This window comes from Sphingomonas sp. Leaf67 (assembly GCF_001421965.1).
Lineage (GTDB): Bacteria > Pseudomonadota > Alphaproteobacteria > Sphingomonadales > Sphingomonadaceae > Sphingomonas.
Genome location: NZ_LMLP01000020.1, coordinates 106,310 through 124,284 on the forward strand (window position 1 = coordinate 106,310; position 17,975 = coordinate 124,284).

Genomic DNA, 17,975 nt, shown 5'->3' on the forward strand with positions numbered 1-17,975 from the left:
CCAACGAAGCGGTCGCGCGGGACATCGATCGCGCCATCGCGGACCACCTAGGCGTGCTTGATGCTTGGATGGGTGCGCTGTGGCGCGTCCGCGATCGAGCCGAGTATGAGGGTGCCCTGCCCCCGCCGCGTTGCCCGACGACCGGATGCTCGGCGGCGGCGCTCAGGGGGGACACATGAGTTTCGGACGCAAGGCGCTCGGCAAATCGATCTCGTTCGCGCCGGGTCGCTATGCGATGCTGCAGGACGAAGCGGCTCAGGAAGGCATATCGTTCAGCGCGCTGGTCGAGCGGTATCTGGCGATGGCCATGGAACCGCGTCCTGATTCCGACGACGCTCTGCAGTCGTTGCCTGCACCGTCAGAGGCGACAGTGCCGGCGGTACGCGACGAGCCCGCGCCGCCGGCTCCCATCGAACTGGCGCCCCGCCCGGTCCGCGTGCTGGAGGCGGAGCCCACCGTAGACGGCGGACCGCCGCCGCGCCGTCGGCAACGCTACGCGTTCGAAGGCTCGACGGGGCTCGGTATGCTGATCGGCTTTATCGCGGCGCTCGCCGTGCTGTTGCTGGTCCCCGGTGATGGCATCGTTGCGGAGAAGATCGCACTGGCCGCGCTTGGGATGCGCGGTGACGGGTATGGCGCGGGCGTGATGTTGCTGAACCGGCACGCGGGTGAGGACGATATCACCCGCTACCTGTTCGCTACCGCCAACATTCCGGACAACCGCAAGCGGCTGTTCGCCTGTGCCAAGCGCGCCGGCAAGGGCAGCGATTATCGCGAGCTCGAGCCGTGCCGGATCTACGTTCCCGGGCAGCGGCGCGAGCGCGAGTTGTTGCAGGGCATCGTTCGGTGACGTCCGGACGGCCGCCATGCTGACGCCCGCGGTCGTCCGGTCCGCTTCCGGCGCGGCGAGCTACTATGCCGCCGATAACTACTACACCGATGGGCAGGCGACCGAGGCGAGCCTGTGGGTTGGCGAAGGGGCTGCGCATCTGGGGCTGATCGGAGAGGTTGGCCGGGAACCGTTCGAAGCGGTGTTGCGGGGTGAGCTTCCCAATGGCGCGACGATTCCGGCCGGGGCGAATGGCAAGCATCGTGCTGGCATGGACTTCACCTTCTCCGCGCCGAAATCGATGTCGTTGCTGGCCTATGTTGGCGGTGACGCGCGGTTGCTGGCGGCGCACATGGCATCGGTCCGCTCGACAGTCGGATGGATCGAGCGCAACCTTGCCGAGACGCGGGTAGCGAAGGACGGCTCGCAGGAGACGGTGCGATCGGGCAACTTGGTCGTCGCGCTGTTCCAGCACGACACGAGCCGGGCGCTGGATCCGCAGGCGCATATTCACGCCATCATCGCCAACGCGACGCGGGGACCGGACGGCAAGTGGCGGGCAGTTCACAACGACGTGTTGTGGGAAGGCTATTCGACCGCCGCCTCGGTCTACAACGCGGACCTGCGACAGCGGGTTGAGGCGCTTGGCTATGCGACCGAGCGCGTTGCCAAGCATGGTCAGTTCGAAATTTCGGGCATCCCTCGCGAGGTGATCGAGCGGTTTTCAATCCGGTCTGCCGAGATCGACGCGGCGATGAAGGGCATGAAGCACCAGACGCCTGAGGCCCGGTCGGCGGTGACGCTTGGTACCCGGGCCGCCAAACCCGTTGAGATCGACCGGGTCGATTTGCGCGGAGAGTGGACAGCTCGGGCGGAGAAGGCCGGTATCTATCTGCCGGCGATGGTGGCGGAGGCGAGCCGGATTGCGGCTCGCAGTCCAACGGCCTGGCGGCGGTTGGTCGATGGCGCGCGTGGTGTCGGTGCTCAAGGTTTGGCGCTGGCCGAGCGGCTTGGCATTCGGGTGAAGGCGCCGGACCCGTTGGTGCCGGAGCGGACCGGGCGGTTGGACCCAACGGCCTTCGCAGCGGCGCACGCGGTCGCTTCGGCGGTTCGGCATCTGGCCGAGCATGAGGCTGCCTTTCCGGCGCGGGAGGTGCTGAAGACTGCGCTCGATATGGGCGCGCCGGTTGGTGCGGCTGCGGTCGAGCAACGGATGGCAACGCTGGTTGGTCGCGGATTGCTGATCACGGGCGCTGACGGGCGGATGATGACGACCGCCGCTGCACTGGCGACCGAGCAGGCGATTGTCGATGGTGTGGTCGACGGCAAAGGGGCTGTGGCCCCTGTTCTGGAACAGACCCAAGCGAAGGAGCGTGTTGCCGCAGCTGCGCGGGCGGACGGGCGCCGTTTGAACGCTGGGCAAATGAGCGCCGCGACCCGCATCCTATCGAGCGCGGATCGGATCGTCGCGGTTCAGGGCGTGGCTGGCGCTGGCAAATCGTCGATGCTGAAGCCAGCGCTGGCGATCGCTGCCGAGGAAGGGCGCGCCGTGCTTGGACTGGCTGTGCAGAATACGGTTGCGCGGCGGCTCGGGCAGGATACCGGCGTCGAAGCGCGGACCGTCGCCTCGTTCCTACACGAGCATGATGGGCGCGATCGGACCGACCAGCATGAGGGGCGATCGGTTGCAGCGCTCCGGGGCGCGGTCGTAGTGATCGATGAAGCGTCGATGCTCGGCAACGACGCGATGCGGCGGCTTGTCAACGTCGCCAATCGCTATGAGCTCGGCCGGCTCGTGCTAGTCGGGGACAGTCGCCAACTTGGAGCGGTTGAAGCCGGGCGGCCGTTCAACATCGTCCAGCGTGCCGGCGACACGGCGTTCATGCCGACGAACCTGCGTGCCGCGAACGACGAGATGCGCGCGATCCATGCCGCCGCGCAAGCCGGCCGTGTCGGCGAGTTGATGGCGCTGTTGAAAGCGGACACCGTTGAGGCACCAAGCGAAGGTGCCGAGACCGTCGCGCGGATGTGGATAGCCCTTTCACCTGACGAACGCGCGCGCACCGGCATCTACACCTCCGGTCGCCAGCTGCGGGCTGATGTAAACAGCGAGGTGCAACGATTGAGGATCGCGAACGGCGAGTTGGGCGATACGCCGGCGCGACTGTCAGTCTACGATCCCGTTCACCTAAGCCGCGAGGAAGAGCGGATGGCGCACCACTACACCCCCGGCCGCATCGTGGAGTTTGCGAAGGATTTGCCGAGTCAGGGTATCGAGCGCGGGCTGGCGCTTGTGGTTCGCTCGGAACGCGGAGTCGTCACGTTGCAAAGGCGCAGCGGCGTCGAACAATGCTATCGGCCGGGCAAGCTGGCACCTAATCGCATCGAGGATGCGGTGCGGGTGTATGAGTTGCGCAAGTTGACGCTTTTCGCTGGCGATCAATTGCGCTGGACCAGCACCGATCATTCTCGCGGCCTGATCAACGCTGACACCGCGATCCTGCGGGAGGTTCGGCCGGACGCGCTGCTGATCGAAACCAGCACCGGCGACCAGATCGAGCTTGCGCCGCAGGACCCCATGCTGAGGCGGATCGATCTTGCCTACGCCACCAGTGCTCATGCCGCCCAAGGCGCGACAAGTGATCGGGGTATCATCGTTGCCGACAGCCGTGAGGGACGCTTAATTTCGATCAGCCTGATGAGGGTGTTGGCCACTCGCGTGCGAGAGAGTGTTACGCTCGTCGTGGACGATGCCATACGGTTAGAGCAGGTTGCCGGGCGTCGGGATGGTGCCAAAATGGAAGCATCGACTGTCCGACAAGCCATTACGAGGAGCGACCGCGCGCCAGAAAAGCATATTGCGCTCGAAATGACCGGGAGAGTGCGGGAACGCTCGATAGGACTGGAAATGTAGCAATTGGTTGGAAAGTGGCACGTCCGGTTTGGAACGCGCCGCTGAGGTAAGCGTCCCTTCGTTCACCGACAGCGGATCGGCGGCTTATCGCCTCAACACGGGCGTTCGTGGAAGGAACTCGCCGCCCCGATAGTTGCCCTTCCCAATGGGAGGTCGACAGTGCACCCGGCGAGCGACGGAGAACAGAAATCTTCAAGTTTTGCCAGCGCGGCTGAAATCATCTGATGACCCAAAATGCACCAGCGTGTAGCGTCGCAAAAATTTGGCAGGCCTAAAGCGATTGACGATATATCTCGATAACCTGGCAGCGACGCCCATCGACCCGCGCGTTGCCGAACGCCACCGCGCGGCAATGTCGGAGCACAGCGCCAACGCCAATTCGGCCGAGCACAGGGGTGGCGCTGACGCGCATGCCAGTGTCGCCGCGGCGGAACGCTCGGTCGCGGCTGCATTCGGCGACGACGCTCAGGAAGTCACGTTCACGCCTGGCGCGTCGGCGGCGCTGTGGCTGGCGGTCGAGGACGCGGTCGCGCGCGCGGGCAGCCGCGTCGCGCGCATCGCGGCGACCGCTGTCGAGCACCCATCGCTGCTGGCGGCTCTTCGTCGGGCCGAGCGTGCCGGCCGGGTCCACGTAACGGTCATCCCCGTGGATGCCTCCGGCGCGCCGCGCCTGCACTCGGTCGAGACGGTGCTGGCCGAGGGCGTGGACCTGCTCTGCGCAATGGCGGTGAACAACGAGGTCGGGACCGTAACCGACCTCACCGCGGTGATTGCCATGGCGGACGCCCGCGGTGCGCGGACGCTGGTCGATGCGAGCCAGGCGGCTGGTCGAATCGACTTCCAGCCGGGCGATCTGACGGTCGTCAGCGGTGCCAAGATGTATGGTCCGCGCAGGGCCGGTGCGCTCATCGGCACCCTGTCGAAGGCGGCGACCGACCTGGCCCACGAGGTCTTCGGCAGCCCAGACGGGCCAGCCGCTACCGCGCTTGCCCACGCCCTCGCGCTGCGGCTCGCCGAGCGCGAAGCGGACGAGGCTAGAATAGCCGTGCTGCGCGACACGCTCGAGGCGCAACTGGTCGACGCAGTTCCAGGCCTCCGCGTCAACGGGGCGCCCTCGTCCAGGATCGCGGGCAGCCTCCACGTATCGACGCCGCACCTGCCCGGCGAAGCCGCCGTCGCGCGCCTGTGGGGGCGGGTGGACCTGTCGACGGGCGCGGCCTGCCAGTCCGGCGTCGCCGGGCCGTCGCACGTGCTGTCGGCGATGGACGTCGAGGACTGGGTCCGGGAGGGTGCGGTCCGCATCGGGATCGGCCGCTTCAACACGGAGGACGAGATCGACGCGGCCGGCGCGATGATCGCGGCGGCGCTGACCGCAGAACCGGCGAGGCGGCGCGCGTGAACGCCGTCGCCGTCCGGCCTCGGTTCAGCGGCCACGAGACGTTCGCGTGCCGCTTCGCGTGGTTGCCGAAGGCTGTGAAGCTGATCGGCTGGGATGCCGCCGCGCTGTCCGACGACGAACGGTCCATCCTGGAGCTCGGGCTCGGGAAGAACATGGTCCGGGCGCTGCGATTCTGGCTCGAGGCGTTCGACGTGGCGTCAGCGAAGTCCGGGCAGTGGGAGCTGCTACCTTTCGGCCAAGCCGTGTTCGGCGAGGGCGGTCTCGACCCCTACATCGAGCGGGTGGAGACGCAGTGGCTACTGCATTGGCGGCTGAGTACGGCGGTGCAGAACCCGCTCTTCGCTTGGCGCCACATCCTCTACCGCCGCATGCGCGTCGACTTCACCCGCTCCGAACTGCTCGCGGAGATGCGCGCCGAGGGCGAGCGGCTCGGCTTCGCGCATTCCGACGTCACGCTGCTGCAGCACGCCGACGCCTTCCTCCACACCTACCTAGGCTCGCTCAGCCCCTCGTCACCCGAGGATGCGCTCGACGGCCCGCTGGTCGACCTCGGCATCCTGCGGCGGCTCGGTCGCCGGCGCGGCGGCACCGAACGCATCGAGCCGGTCTTCGCGCTCGACCGCGTCCCTCTGGCCCAGATCGGCGGACCGGTGGTTGACTACGCGATCGCGAGCTACTGGCACGCGCGGCGCGCAGGCGAGGCCGTGGTCACTTTCCGCGACCTGGCCCACGGCGAGGGCTCGCCTGGCGCCACGCTGCGTCTGGAAGCCGAGGACCTGCGCGACCATCTCGAGCGCTCGACCGCGCAGTGGTCCTATCGACCGTCGGGGGACGCCGGCATCGTGACCGCCGTCGTCCCACCTGATCCCGACCACTTCCTTAGGGAGGCCTACGCATGAGCCGCCCATCCACGATCGCCGACATCCTGGGCTCCCCCGCGATGTTCTACCGCTCGGTCGCGCTGGAGCGCGACGCGGCCGATCCGACCGCCGGCCGCTCCTTTGTGCTCACACCCTGGCTCGAGCGCGGCGCTGGTGAGATCCTGTCCGGCATGCGCGCCGGATCTACGCGCCGCGCCTGGCGCATCATCGGCGACTTCGGCGTCGGCAAGTCCGCGCTCGCGCTGGCGCTCGTCCAGGCCCTCGACCCGCGCGTCTGCGACGACGCGATGCCGATGCGGGCGCTCGCGTACCGCCTTGGCGGCACGCCTCGCATGTTCCCACTGCTCGTTACCGGATCGCGCAACGGCCTCGCGGCCGCGCTCAGCGCCGCGATCGAGGCTGTCGTCGCGTCCGGCGCGGGCATCGACGGATCGTGGAGCGGGACGATCCGCGCGATCGACGACCCGTTCGCGGCGATCACCGCGCTGCGTGACGCGCTGCGCGCGACCGGCTGCTTCGACGGCCTGCTCGTCGTCATCGACGAGATGGGCAAGTTCCTAGAGGCCGCCAGCGAGGAGGAGGGCTTCGACGTCTTCCGGCTGCAGGCGCTCGCCGAGGCCGCCGCGCGATCCGGCGAGGCGCCGCTCGGCGTCGTGCTCATCCTCCACAAGGGGTTCCAGTCCTACGCCGAGGACTGGCGGACCGCCCGCCGCAGCGAATGGGAGAAGGTCGCTGAGCGGTTCGAGGAGATGGTGTTCGACCATCCGCTCTCGCACACAGCCGCGCTGCTCGCCGCCGCGCTCGACGTTGACGCCGACGCAATCCCGCCCAAGGTGCGCAAGTCGCACGTGAAGGCCGTGCGCGACATCCGCGCGCTCGGCTGGCTCGGCCCGCGCAACGCGACTGGCAACGCCGGCGCGTGGCCGCTGCATCCTGCCGCGATCCCCGTCATGGCCCGCTTCTTCGCCACCTTCGGCCAGAACGAGCGCTCGCTGTTTGGGTTCGCCGCCAGCGAGGAGCCGAACGGCCTGCGCGCGTTCGCTGCCGCCACGAGGCCCGACGGTGGCCTCTACGGCATCCCCCGGTTCTTCGACTACGTCGCGTCCTCCTTCGGACACCGACTGACCTCGCGTGCTGGAGCAGGCGAATGGGACCGCATCGGGGCGGTGCTCGACCGGGCCGTCGACGCCGACGCCATCGAGACCGACGTCCTGAAGACCGTCGGCATCCTCAACCTCCTCGATGCGCCGGACCTGCCCGCCACCACCGACAGCGTGCGCGCCGCGCTCGCCCCGTCGCTGGCCGGCACCGACGTCGACCAAGCGATCGAGCGGCTGATCGCCGGTGGACTGGTCTTCCGCCGTCCCGGCCGGGCCGAGCTGCGGCTATGGACCAGCCGCCGCGTCGACCTGTCTGCCATCTGGGTCGAGGCCGAGCGCGAGATCGAGGCCCGCGGCATCCTGCGCGAACTGCCAAGGCATCTCACCGCGCTGCCAATACGGCCGCACGTCCTTGCTCGCAGGCACTCGGTCACCCGCGGCACCACGCGCCGGTTCGCCATCAGGTGCACGCACGCGGCCGGCCTCGCCGGGAACGGCCGGCATCCAGACGCCGATGGCGTCGTTGTTGCAGTGCTGTGCGCCGACAGCGAGGACCGCCTCATGGCGCTGGCCTGGAGCCAGGAGGTGACCGGCAACGACGAGACGGCGATCGCCATCGTCGTCCCGCCGATGCCGGAGCTGGGCTCGACGATGGTCGACTTGCTTCGCCACCGCTGGATCGCCGCTAACGCCGCCGAGCTGCGCGAGGACGCCTTCGCTATGGCGGAGATCGAGCGCACCATCGCCGACCTTGAGACCCACCTCGTCGCCGCCGTCGAGACTGGGATCGGCCTGCGCGGCCAGGCCCCGACCATGTCCGTCGAAGTGTATCTGGGCGGACAGGCGGTCGAGCTGGCCCGGCCGGTCCACACGCTGGTCTCCTCGCTCTGCGACGAGGCCTACCGCGACGCGCCACGGATCGAGAACGAGCTTGTCAACCGCCACGCCCTGACCAGCGCCGGCGCGGGCGCCAGGCAGCGCCTGATCGAGTTGATGTTCGACAAGGCGCACGATCCCGAACTCGGCTTCAAGCCGGGCAAGAACCCGCCCGAACGCGCGCTCTTCCTCTCCCTCCTGCGCCGGGGAAGGGTGCACCGCGAGAACGGCGGCGGCTGGTCGATCTTGCCGCCGCTGAACGGGGACGATCCGCTCAACCTCCTGCCGGCGCTCGGCACGATCCGCAGCCGGCTCGAGAAGGACGGCGATCGCGTCGCACTGCCTGACCTCTACGCCCTGGTCGAGGGGAGACCGTGGGGCGTCCGGCGCGGCCTCTCCCCACTGCTTCTGGCGATCACGCTGGTCGCCGCCGGGCACCGCGTCGCGCTGTTCGAACGCGGCACCTACTGCACGAAGCTCGACGGCGCGGCCTTCATGCGCATCCTGAAGGCACCGGAGAACTTCGCACTGCAGTGGGTGTCGCTCGAGGGCGTGCGCGCGGACGTCTTCCACCGCCTCACCGTCCTGCTGGACCGCGTGCCGGAGGAATCGGGGCTGCGGCTGGTGGTCGACCCGCTCATCCGCTTCGGTGTCGACCTGCCGTTCCACGTCCAGCACTCGTCCGCGCTCGGCCCGCAGGCGAAGGCGGTCCGCCGCGCCCTGTCCCAGGCGCGAAGCCCGATCGACCTCATCTTCGCCGACCTGCCTGCGGCGTGCGGCGTCGAGCCGTTCGCACCCAGCGCGCAGCCCGACGCGGAACGGGCCGCCGACTTCGTCAGCCGCCTGAACGACGCGGTTGAACAGCTCCGCGGCTGCTATCCCACGCTGCTGGAAGGGATGCGCTCGGAGACGCTGTCGGCACTCGGGGCGCCGGATCGGGCCGCGCTCGCCGAGCGAGCCGCAGCGCTCGGCTTCCGGATTAAGGGACAGGCGCTCAAGACGTTCGCGCTCCGGCTGGCCGACACGGGCCAGGGCGAGGACCAGTGGACCGAGGCGCTCGGCGGCGCGGTGCTCGGGAAGCCCCCGGTGCGGTGGCTCGACCACGACGTGGACATCTGGCGCTCGCAGCTGGCCGAGCTCGCCGCCCACTTCCTCCGCGTGGAGGCCGCGGCGTTCGGCGAGACCGAGACCATGCGCAACGCCGTGCGGGTGTCGCTCACCCGCGTCGACGGCGAGGAGCGCGCCGTGATCGTCGACGTCGGCCAGCTCGACGAGGCGCAGTCGGAGGCGATGGGCGCGATCGAGCGGCTCGCCGAGGGCGCCAACCTCAGCCTCGACACCGTCGCCGCGCTGCTTGCGCTCGAGGGCATGCGCGGCGAAGCGGCCAAGACCGCCGAACGGCCTTCGCGGAAGGAACGCGCGTGATGCGCCACATCCTCAGCCTGTCGGGCGGCAAGGACAGCGCTGCGCTCGCGGTCTATCTCCGCGACCGCGTGCCCGACATGGAGTACATCTTCCACGACACCGGCAAGGAGCTGCCCGAGACCTACGACTACATGGCGCGGCTGGAGAGCATTCTCGGCCGCCCCGTGACGCGAACGACGCCCGAGGACACGTTCGAGCACTGGCTCGCGGTGTATGGCGACATGCTGCCGTCAAACCACAGGCGGTGGTGCACGAAGATGCTGAAGCTGAAGCCGTTCGAGAATTACATCGGCGACGACCCCTGCATCAATTACGTGGGCCTGCGCGCCGACGAGAAGCGGACGGGCTACATCAGCACGAAGCCAAACATCACCGCCGTCTACCCCTTCCAAGAGGACGGGCTGGTGCGCGCGGACGTCATCCGCATCCTGGAGGACAGTGGCCTGGGGCTGCCGCCATACATGGAGTGGGGCCGCTCCCGTTCAGGCTGCTACTTCTGCTTCTACCAGCAGAAGATCGAGTGGGTCCGCCTCAAGCGGCGGCACCCGGATCTGTTCGAGCGGGCCAAGGAATACGAGGAGCGCAGCGCGCTGGTCAGCGATGGCTTCACCTGGTGCAGCCGCGAGTCCCTCAAGGAACTCGAGCGGCCCGAACGGATGGAGCAGATCGAGCGGAACTGGGAGGCGGCCGCCGCGAGGAAGTCGGCTAAGCGGGCGAACCTGCCGCTGTCGGCGGTGCTGGCAGGCGCGGAGTTCGAGGAGGAGGAGCCGGAAGGCTGCCTCATCTGCCAGCTGTAGTCAGCTGCGGAGCGAGGCCGAGCGCCTGCCGCCCTCGATCACCACGTCGACGACCTGCCATTGAGAGGGATGGGCTGCCATGACAACCTCCTCGATCTCCGGCAACGTGTCGCCCGCCTCGTCCTCGTCTAGCAGCGCCTCGACGGCGGCGACCGACGCGGCCGGCACCTCAAGCGTGGCGACGCTGAACGTCTCGGTCAACTCGTCCGAGGGCTCGCAGTAGGCGTCGAGCCCGGCGTAATAGGCGCCGATGGCATGGGCCGGATCGTCGCCGGTACAAAGGCCAAGCATCCGGTCGTCGCCGATCGAGATAAGGTAGGTGGGCACGGCCCTGCGCCTAGGCGTCTCGGGGTGCGGGTTTCGCCCTGGCCTCGGCACGCCGCACCGGGCGCATGGCCAGCGCGACTTCCGGTGCAGCCGCCGGTGCTAAGCCTATCGGCGCTCCGGTGGGCGGAGGCGGTGCGTCGCCGCCGTCCGCCGGGTTGCCGCCATCCTGCGCGTCCCCGTTTCCGCTGTAGGCCGGCTCGCCGATGACCAGCACCACCGCCGGCGGGCCAGGATGCACCCATCCGGCACCGTGCGCGATGTAGACGCATCCGCCGACGCGATCGCACTTCCCCTCCGCGGGAAGCGGCTTGTCGCCGAAGAGCTTAATCCACGTGTCCGACCCGTCGATCTGCGTCGCGAGCGCCTGGACCTTGGCCGCGAGCGGCTTGCGGGCCTTCTGGTCCTCCGCGGTCACCTCAGGCATGGCCTCGAGTTGTGTGCGGAGCAGCTCCAGGTGGTCACGACACGCGAGCTTCAGCTTCGAGATGAGCGCCGGCGTCAGCATGACGGTGCTCTTCTTCTTAAAGTGCGACACCACGACCTCAGAGGCGTCCAGCGTGTTCTCGGAAACGCCGTCGACCGAACGGTAGCGGATCTTGGCCCGCGCGTGCTTCGAGATGGGCGGCATCACCGGTGGGCCTACGCGTGTCAGGTGGCTGCCGAGCTCGTGCTGCAGCTTGATCGAGTAGATCGGACGCAGGCGATCGCGGTTGCCGAGCTCGAACCCTCCGTCCTGCAGGAACTGCGTCAGCTCGCCGAGAGGCACCGTCCGGAACGTGTTGAAGCGCCAGTCGATGCGGTAGACCTCGGTGCCCTGCACCATGCCCTCGGTCGAGGCGTCGGTCGCCTTGTCGGCGGGCGTCGTCACGGTGTTCGGGTCGCCGAACATGAGGATTACGCTCATGTTTCGATCCGGCGGCCGGCCGTGCGTCGAGAAGGCCAGGTCGCAGTCGGGGCTCAGGATCACGACCGACCTGCCGCGGTCCGCGGTCAGGAACACGTCGCCGAGCTGCACGAAAGGGACGTCCGCGATAGGGGAATCCTCGGTGGCCCGGGGATGACCCCCGAGCTTGCCCAGGTTCCTGGCGAAGAGCGCGTTGTGATAGAGTGAAGCGACCGCGACCGACGGCTCGGCCGGGCTGAATGGCCCGACGGGGAACTCCAGGGCGTCGATCACCGCCTGCTGCTCGCGCAGGCCGGTCTCGAACGCGACGGCCGTCAGCTGGGAGGATAGCAGCCAGGACAAATAGTCGCCCAGTGGATGGCCGTCCTCGTGCAACGCGATGCGCTGAATGTAAGCGAAATCGCCGATGTCCAGGTCGTCGATCGTGGTCGTAAGCGCGTCGGCGGCGGCCTTCGCGCTCGCCTTCACCGCATTGATGTAGCCGCCGAGCGCCTCGGAGTGTTGCATCCCGCGGGCGAGCATGTCCAGGTGCGCCTTGACCTTCCAGTCCTCGTCCAGGTCCAGCTTCGACACGAACGCGAACGACGCCGCCTCGATGTTCGCGTTGCGCCTGAAGTTGGCGCGCATTGCGCGCACGCCCTCCTTAGTCGACATCAGCACGATCTGCTGCCTGCGCGACACGTCGCGCTTTTCGTGGACCTGGCCGGCGATCTGTTCGGCGCGCTCGCCGTTCTCGACCTTGTCGTCCAGGTAGTAGTCGATGAAGACGATATCGAACTTGTCGATCCCGGCCAGGTCGTCGTCGGGACCGAACTCGGCCACCGTGCACCCGCCGGTCTCCCGGATTGATTCGGCGATCTGCCGCATCGACCTGCGGCGGTCGACCAGGTCCTGCGTGCGGGCCGAAACGTCGCCTATCTTCGCGAAGGCCAGTCCGTGGGCAAGGTCGGGCCTCGTCAAGGCCTCGAGGGCGGCGTTTGGCGCGGCCGCAACCTGATCGGCGCTCATACCCCGAGCCTGCAGGTCCTCAAGCACGTCGGCGTCGGCAAGGAACGCGACGACCGCGTCCCGATCGTCCTCAGGCACCCGCTCCAGTGTAAGCGGTCGAAGGTCGTCGTCGATCATCGCGATCGCGGCGAAATCCGGAGCCACCGGCTCCTGCTCGGCGGCGGCGGGGGCCGCGATCTCTGCCACGGGATCAGTCATCGTTTCCGAGTTCCAGGATAACGGAGTGGATGTAGCCGTCGTCGTCGGCGTCGCCCAACGTCAGGCTGGCGCCGTGGTAGGCCGCGATCTCGCGACCGATGTAGAGGCCCAGCCCACGGCCCTGCTTCTGTTTCTTGGTCGTGAAGAACGGCTCGAAGACAAGTTCGCGGCGATCCTCCGGGATGCCGGGCCCGTCGTCGGTGACCGTCACGCGGCCCTCGTTTGGTTCGACCAGGACGCGGACGGTGCCGATCGGGCCGTCGCCCTCCGGCTCTACCACACTGCGCTCGTACTTGTCCTGCTGCTTGATCCAGTAGACCGAGTTCGAGAGCAAGTTCTCGACGATCTGGACGAACATGCCCTTCACCGCACGGACCTTGCGGTGCGAGCCGCGCGGGGACACGCTCGTCTCGAACTCGATGCCCGCTCGGGAGTTCTGCGCGGCGAAGCCCTCGACGATGTCCGTCACCCAGTCGCCCAGGTCGAACTCCTCCTTAGTCTGCCGCGCGTTCGTCGATAGCGGATCGAGCACCTTGAGCCGCTTTTGGAGCGTGCGCAGCTGCGCGTCGAGCACCCGGAGCTGGATGCCGGTCATCTTCGGATCGGATGAGGTGCGCGCGCTGGCGATCGTCTTCAGACCCCCGGCGGTCGCCCGGTAGAGCTCGTGCGCCAGTATCTCGATCAGCAGGCCGACGCTGGCGAGGTGCATGACCCGCCCGCGCTCCTGCTCAGACGCCCGCGAAGCGGTCTCGACGTCCGACGCCGCCTCGCGCAGCGAAGCAATCGCCTCCCTGACCTGCTTGGAGAGACGGCGACCTTCGGGCGACAACTGCAGCAGCGCCAGGAGGGCGGGCGTGATCTCTTCGAGCCGCGCATCCTCCGCGCGGAACCGGTCCAAGGCGTCGGTCGCCTTGACCCGGTTGGCGCGATTGATCTCGTCGTCGACTTGGACCACGAAGCCGCGGAAATACTCCATCGTCGCGCCAAGCAGGCTAACGAACGCTTCCTTCTCAGGCGTGTCCTTCAGCCCCTCACGGTTCGACTGGTCCACCAGGTACTTGTTGCCGGCCTTCGAGATGAGCGCGCGTCCTACGATCTGGCCGCGGTTAAGCTTGAACCCGCTCGTTGAGAAGGCGTCGCGGTCGAGGTCCAGCCAATCGTCCTTCGGTCCACCGTAGGGATTGACGCGGTAGCCGTCGCGGTAGAGCGACACCCCGCCGGCCCAGCTGGCCAGCAGCCGGCGAACGGCTGCCAAATCTCCGATGCCCTCGATCTTCTTGAGGACGCGGCGATTGAACCAGTAGACCTCCAGCTTGAACGCCCCCATTCGCTTCAGCGTTTCGGCAGACGCTTCTCCAGCCAGCGTGGAGATCTCCACGCCCTTGAACTCAAACGGCCGCCTGCGTTTGCGCAGCCGGTAGTCCATCATGCCCGACAGCACGGGCCTGCCCCATTTGTCCCACTCCAGCGTCGCGTTGAACACCCCGTGGGCGTGATCCAGGATGAAGCTGGAAAAAGGGGGGATTTCAACGCTGATCGCGTTGAACGTGAGTTTCAGCGGCAGCTTGCGGCGGCTGAACGGATCCACGAGCTTTGAGAAGTGCTCGCGGGCCAGCGCGTCCAGCTTGTCGTATGTCCACACGGAGGTCAGCGCTGTGACCCTGACCAGCGTCCCGTGGCGGTCGGCATCCTTCTTCGCCCCGACCTCCGGTTTAACGTCGATCGAGGAGATGTCCTCGTCGCCGGCATCCGCGAAATCGTTCCAGTTGATGTTGAGCACGTTCCAGGTTGGATCGGCAGCCGTCGCGGTGATCACTTCCATGCTGTCGCCGAGCCGCATGGCGGACAGCCGCCCCAAGCCCTTCTCGCCTAGGATGACGTGATCTTCTTCGCCCTCTACCGGCGGACGGGAGGCCTGCAGGTCGCGCTCGCGTGCGCGCTCGCCGGTCCCGATTGTGAGATAGACCCGCTCCAGCGTGGCCTCGCTCATGCCAGTACCGTCGTCGTCGACGTCGATCCGGTTCGCCTCGCGGAGGGCCGCCACGAACTCGCGCTTGTTGTCCGCGTCGCGCAACGCGGCGATTAGCTCATTAGCTTCCGGCGCCTCCTTGTCGACCGCGTCGATTGCGGTGTCGCGCAGGTGACGCCAGTTGCGCGGCGTGAACGACGGCCTGGCGATGCCGCGCTCGTTGGGCTCGCGGCGCTCACCGAGTTCGCGGAGCAGCTCATCGTATGTTTCAAACGGCATGCGCACCAGCACGTCGACGCGCACCTCGGGCGACCTAGCGTCGAGCGAGTTCTTGACTAGTTCGTAAAATGCGATCCCGTCCGAACTGATTAGGTCGGAGCCCAGATGGAGGATCGTGCGCGCGGTGACACGGAACTTCATACCGCCGCGCTCCGGGCAGGGCTGACCGGTGCTGAAAGCGATCCGACCGTTATCAATATCCCGCCTTCGTCGCGCAATGCGTCCCCCTTGTCAATCAACATGATGCCTGCAATGCCGGCGCGGGTCTATCCCCGCGGGCGAGTTGCCGCCATGTCGGGCGCTAAGACACGCGGCTGAGACCGGCGCCGCATACGACACCGTCGACTGCCCCGACGAAGAAGATCCGCTGACCGCCCGACCGTGAACCTCAGTCCTTCCACTCACTGCGCCGGGCGGGCAGGCGCGTTTCCGCGATCCGCCATGCCTTGCCGCCGCGGCTGCCGCGGACCACTGGACTGCCGTCGCGCCGGTGAGCTACAACGCTGTCGACAACGACATTACGGAAGCGCTTCGTCTCGTCCCAATCCCAGTCGAAACTGACCGTCTCTCCCTTGAATACGAACTTGCCGGCATGCGCGGCCAGGAAAGAGTAGTTCTCTCCACCTATTCTGAGGACGTGCTGGTGCCAGGCACCCGCGTTGCCGCCCTTGCTCGGCGGCCGGTACTTGTCTTTCAGGTAAGCCCTATAGTGCTCAACCTCGGCCTGCTCCACGCGCAACTTTAATCTCCCAATGCTAAACCCTGTCTAAATGTCGGCATGGGATCAGCAGACGCAAGATCGCGGCGCTTGCTGCCGAAGTCGACTAAAGCCATTTCGCCGATATCAGGCAAAGCTGCCAGCCCGCACCCGGGCAGTCGAGGCCGCCCCGCGGCAATTGAACCAACAGCCGGTTCCGGTCAGCGCTGAAGCAGCCGCTAACGTCGGCTTTTAAGTCTTCGCAGCGGTTGGGCGACTGATTGCGACATGGACGATTTTGGCCGCTCACCGTGTTGATCGCGTTTCCGAAACGCACCGCTTGAGAGGGTCGCGGCTTTCCCGTTACTCCGTCTTCATTCGATAGTTTTGGGAAAATGCATTTGGGAAGAGATTTCGGGAAAGCAGATCCCGCAGGCTACCGTCAGGCGGATCGGCGCGGCGGCATTCCTATCGCAGGTTCGTTTTCGGGAAAGCCGCGACGGGCTGTTTCCGGCAAAGCTGCCGTTCGGCTTTCGCCCATATGCTGCCTAACGTGCCAAGCCCCATTCTGTCGATGAATTGCCGAACCGCCATGTCTTTCCGTCGGAAAGTTCGCCCCGCGCTTCGATTCGCTCAATGTTTAGGCACGTCGAACCGCCAATAGCGCTTGCTTGCCGGACCGGCCGCGCGCAGGCCTCGCTGTGCCGGTGCCGCCCCGCTAGCGAAAATCTTACGGACGTCCTCCAGCACCGAGAGATTGTCGCCAATGTAGGAGTGGCCGAGCATGTCGGCGGGCAGCTCAGAGGCGTCGATCGTCTGCAGAGGAGGTGCAATCGTCACCGACGGCTTGGTATCGCCCAGCCGGCCATAGCCATGGACCTTGGCGGACGCCGCCAACGCCATATCGCGACTGGACGCATAGATGGTTATGCGCTGTGCCGCTGCCGGCAGCTTCGGCGCAATGTCGCGCTTGAAAATGCCGGCATCGATGTCGGGTGCGGCCAAGACCACCTCCTTGATTTTAGCGCGCGCAGCCGGCGACGTTCTGCCCAGTTCGGCAAGCGTGTTCACGAGAACGCGGTTGCCCATGCTGTGCGCGATGATGAAGATTTCATTGGTATCGCCGATCGCGAGCAACCGGCGGATCACTTCGGTTAGATGGGGGATTGCCCATTGCACATCCTCCTCGTCCTTGGTGTAGCCGATCGTCTTCGCCTTCGAAGGCCAGCTGAACAGCACCGCAGGGCCGGGGAACGTGGTGTCGTGCTGGATCTGCGCGGTGCGAAACAACGCATCGGGGAACGACACGTTATAGCCATGGATGAAGAGAAGGGCCGCCTTGCGCTTCGACTGCCGCAGCCTGGCTTGGACGTCGGCGGACCAGGCGGCGGGGGTTAGCAACTCCGATTGTGCGACAGTGAAATGCTTAGCCGGATCTGGTTCGAACTGGAGGCGAAACCAACTTGGAAGCTCGACCTCGCCCGCTTCGTGCGTCCGGGGAATGCTGACCGTGGCGTGCCCATAGCGCAGATCGCTTCGCGTGCCGAGGAAGGTCTGGAGCTTGCCGGCTACCGGACCGGGCGCGCGGTCAGTCGCATAAGCGACGTGGACCAGAAATGCGTTGCCGGTATCGTTCACGACAGTTTCCGCTGGGGGGGCGGTGGTTGCGGGCGGAGGGGGCAGCGCTGCCGGCCGCTTCTTTGCACAGCCACTCATTGTCAGCGTGACCGCAAGTATCATGCACAACAACCGCGCGCGCTTCATCAGGCAGCCCCCCCAACCCCGACAATATTGCGCAGATTATGTCATGACCTCGACTTGTCGAAAAGCGGCTTCGCAGGCCTGCTTACAGCGCGCCATGCATCCGGGCATGAGTGGCCGCTGCCCACCAAGCCCAGACATTCCCATAACATCATCAGAAAACGGGAATCACCTTTTGGTGGTGGCAGGCTCGATCAAGTCCCAGCGGTTGCCGTAAAGGTCTTCGAAGACGGCCACGATACCATATGGTTCTGTCCGAGATGACTCGACGAAACGGATACCCCGCTGCGTGTAGGCGAGGTGGTCACGGGCAAAGTCATCCGTTTCGAGAAACAGGAACACGCGACCGCCGCTCTGATCGCCGATCGCATCACGTTGCCGGTCGTTGACGGCCCGTGCTAGTAACAGTGCGCTTGCCGCGCCATGCGGCGCGACCACGACCCATCGCTTGCCATCACCCAGCGCAGTGTCCTCACGCACCTCGAAGCCGAGTTTCCCAACAAAGAAAGAGAGTGCGGCGTCATATTCGTCGACGAGGAGCGCGGTCATGTTCAGGTGCTGTGGCATCCGACGATGATGCCCTGATCCCGACGGAGAGCCAACGCCCGCTT

At 66.8% G+C, this 17,975-nt stretch carries 12 protein-coding genes; 6 read left to right on the forward strand and 6 right to left on the reverse strand.

Going from position 1 to position 17,975, the window contains the following annotated elements; genetic code table 11:
• Positions 1-130: 130 nt before the first annotated feature.
• The 6 genes from ASE90_RS11425 to ASE90_RS11450 all read left to right on the forward strand — a co-directional run bounded on the left by ASE90_RS11425 (position 131) and on the right by ASE90_RS11450 (position 10,221).
• Positions 131-850 (forward strand): hypothetical protein, encoded by a 720-nt coding sequence (locus tag ASE90_RS11425; RefSeq protein WP_056000452.1) that lies wholly within the window; start codon positions 131-133, stop codon positions 848-850.
• 16 nt (positions 851-866) lie between these two features.
• A complete protein-coding gene (mobF, locus tag ASE90_RS11430) occupies positions 867-3,743 on the forward strand; it encodes a MobF family relaxase (RefSeq protein WP_056000454.1) in 2,877 nt (958 codons plus the stop codon).
• Between the two features lie 280 nt (positions 3,744-4,023).
• Complete coding sequence (locus tag ASE90_RS11435; RefSeq protein ID WP_056000458.1) at positions 4,024-5,142, forward strand: cysteine desulfurase family protein; 1,119 nt, start codon at positions 4,024-4,026, stop codon at positions 5,140-5,142.
• A complete protein-coding gene (locus tag ASE90_RS11440; RefSeq protein ID WP_056000461.1) occupies positions 5,139-6,041 on the forward strand; it encodes a DUF4007 family protein in 903 nt (300 codons plus the stop codon). The genes ASE90_RS11435 and ASE90_RS11440 overlap by 4 nt, the downstream gene beginning before the upstream one ends.
• On the forward strand, positions 6,038-9,424 hold the full coding sequence (locus ASE90_RS11445; protein ID WP_156361548.1) for a hypothetical protein: 3,387 nt from the start codon (positions 6,038-6,040) through the stop codon (positions 9,422-9,424). Before ASE90_RS11440 ends, ASE90_RS11445 begins: the two co-directional genes overlap by 4 nt.
• Positions 9,424-10,221: a phosphoadenosine phosphosulfate reductase family protein gene (locus tag ASE90_RS11450; protein WP_056000467.1), complete on the forward strand. Its 798-nt coding sequence runs from the start codon at positions 9,424-9,426 to the stop codon at positions 10,219-10,221. The genes ASE90_RS11445 and ASE90_RS11450 overlap by 1 nt, the downstream gene beginning before the upstream one ends.
• On the opposite strand, the gene ASE90_RS11455 is transcribed toward ASE90_RS11450, so the two are convergent.
• The 6 genes from ASE90_RS11455 to ASE90_RS11480 all read right to left on the reverse strand — a co-directional run bounded on the left by ASE90_RS11455 (position 10,222) and on the right by ASE90_RS11480 (position 17,931).
• A complete protein-coding gene (locus ASE90_RS11455; protein WP_156361549.1) occupies positions 10,222-10,548 on the reverse strand; it encodes a hypothetical protein in 327 nt (108 codons plus the stop codon).
• Between the two features lie 10 nt (positions 10,549-10,558).
• Positions 10,559-12,646: a hypothetical protein gene (locus tag ASE90_RS11460; RefSeq protein WP_156361550.1), complete on the reverse strand. Its 2,088-nt coding sequence runs from the start codon at positions 12,644-12,646 to the stop codon at positions 10,559-10,561.
• Positions 12,647-12,650: 4 nt separating this feature from the next.
• Entirely contained in the window at positions 12,651-15,047 is a 2,397-nt protein-coding gene (locus tag ASE90_RS11465) for a sensor histidine kinase (RefSeq protein WP_056000475.1), read from the reverse strand.
• Between the two features lie 247 nt (positions 15,048-15,294).
• The gene (locus tag ASE90_RS11470; protein WP_156361551.1) at positions 15,295-15,639 is read right to left on the reverse strand and encodes a hypothetical protein; all 345 of its coding nucleotides are present in this window, start codon (positions 15,637-15,639) and stop codon (positions 15,295-15,297) included.
• A 597-nt stretch (positions 15,640-16,236) separates the two neighbouring features.
• The gene (locus ASE90_RS11475) at positions 16,237-17,241 is read right to left on the reverse strand and encodes an alpha/beta hydrolase (protein WP_056000482.1); all 1,005 of its coding nucleotides are present in this window, start codon (positions 17,239-17,241) and stop codon (positions 16,237-16,239) included.
• 291 nt (positions 17,242-17,532) lie between these two features.
• Positions 17,533-17,931, reverse strand: coding sequence for a VOC family protein (locus ASE90_RS11480; protein WP_056000485.1), 399 nt, complete (start codon positions 17,929-17,931; stop codon positions 17,533-17,535).
• Between the last annotated feature and the right edge of the window lie 44 nt (positions 17,932-17,975).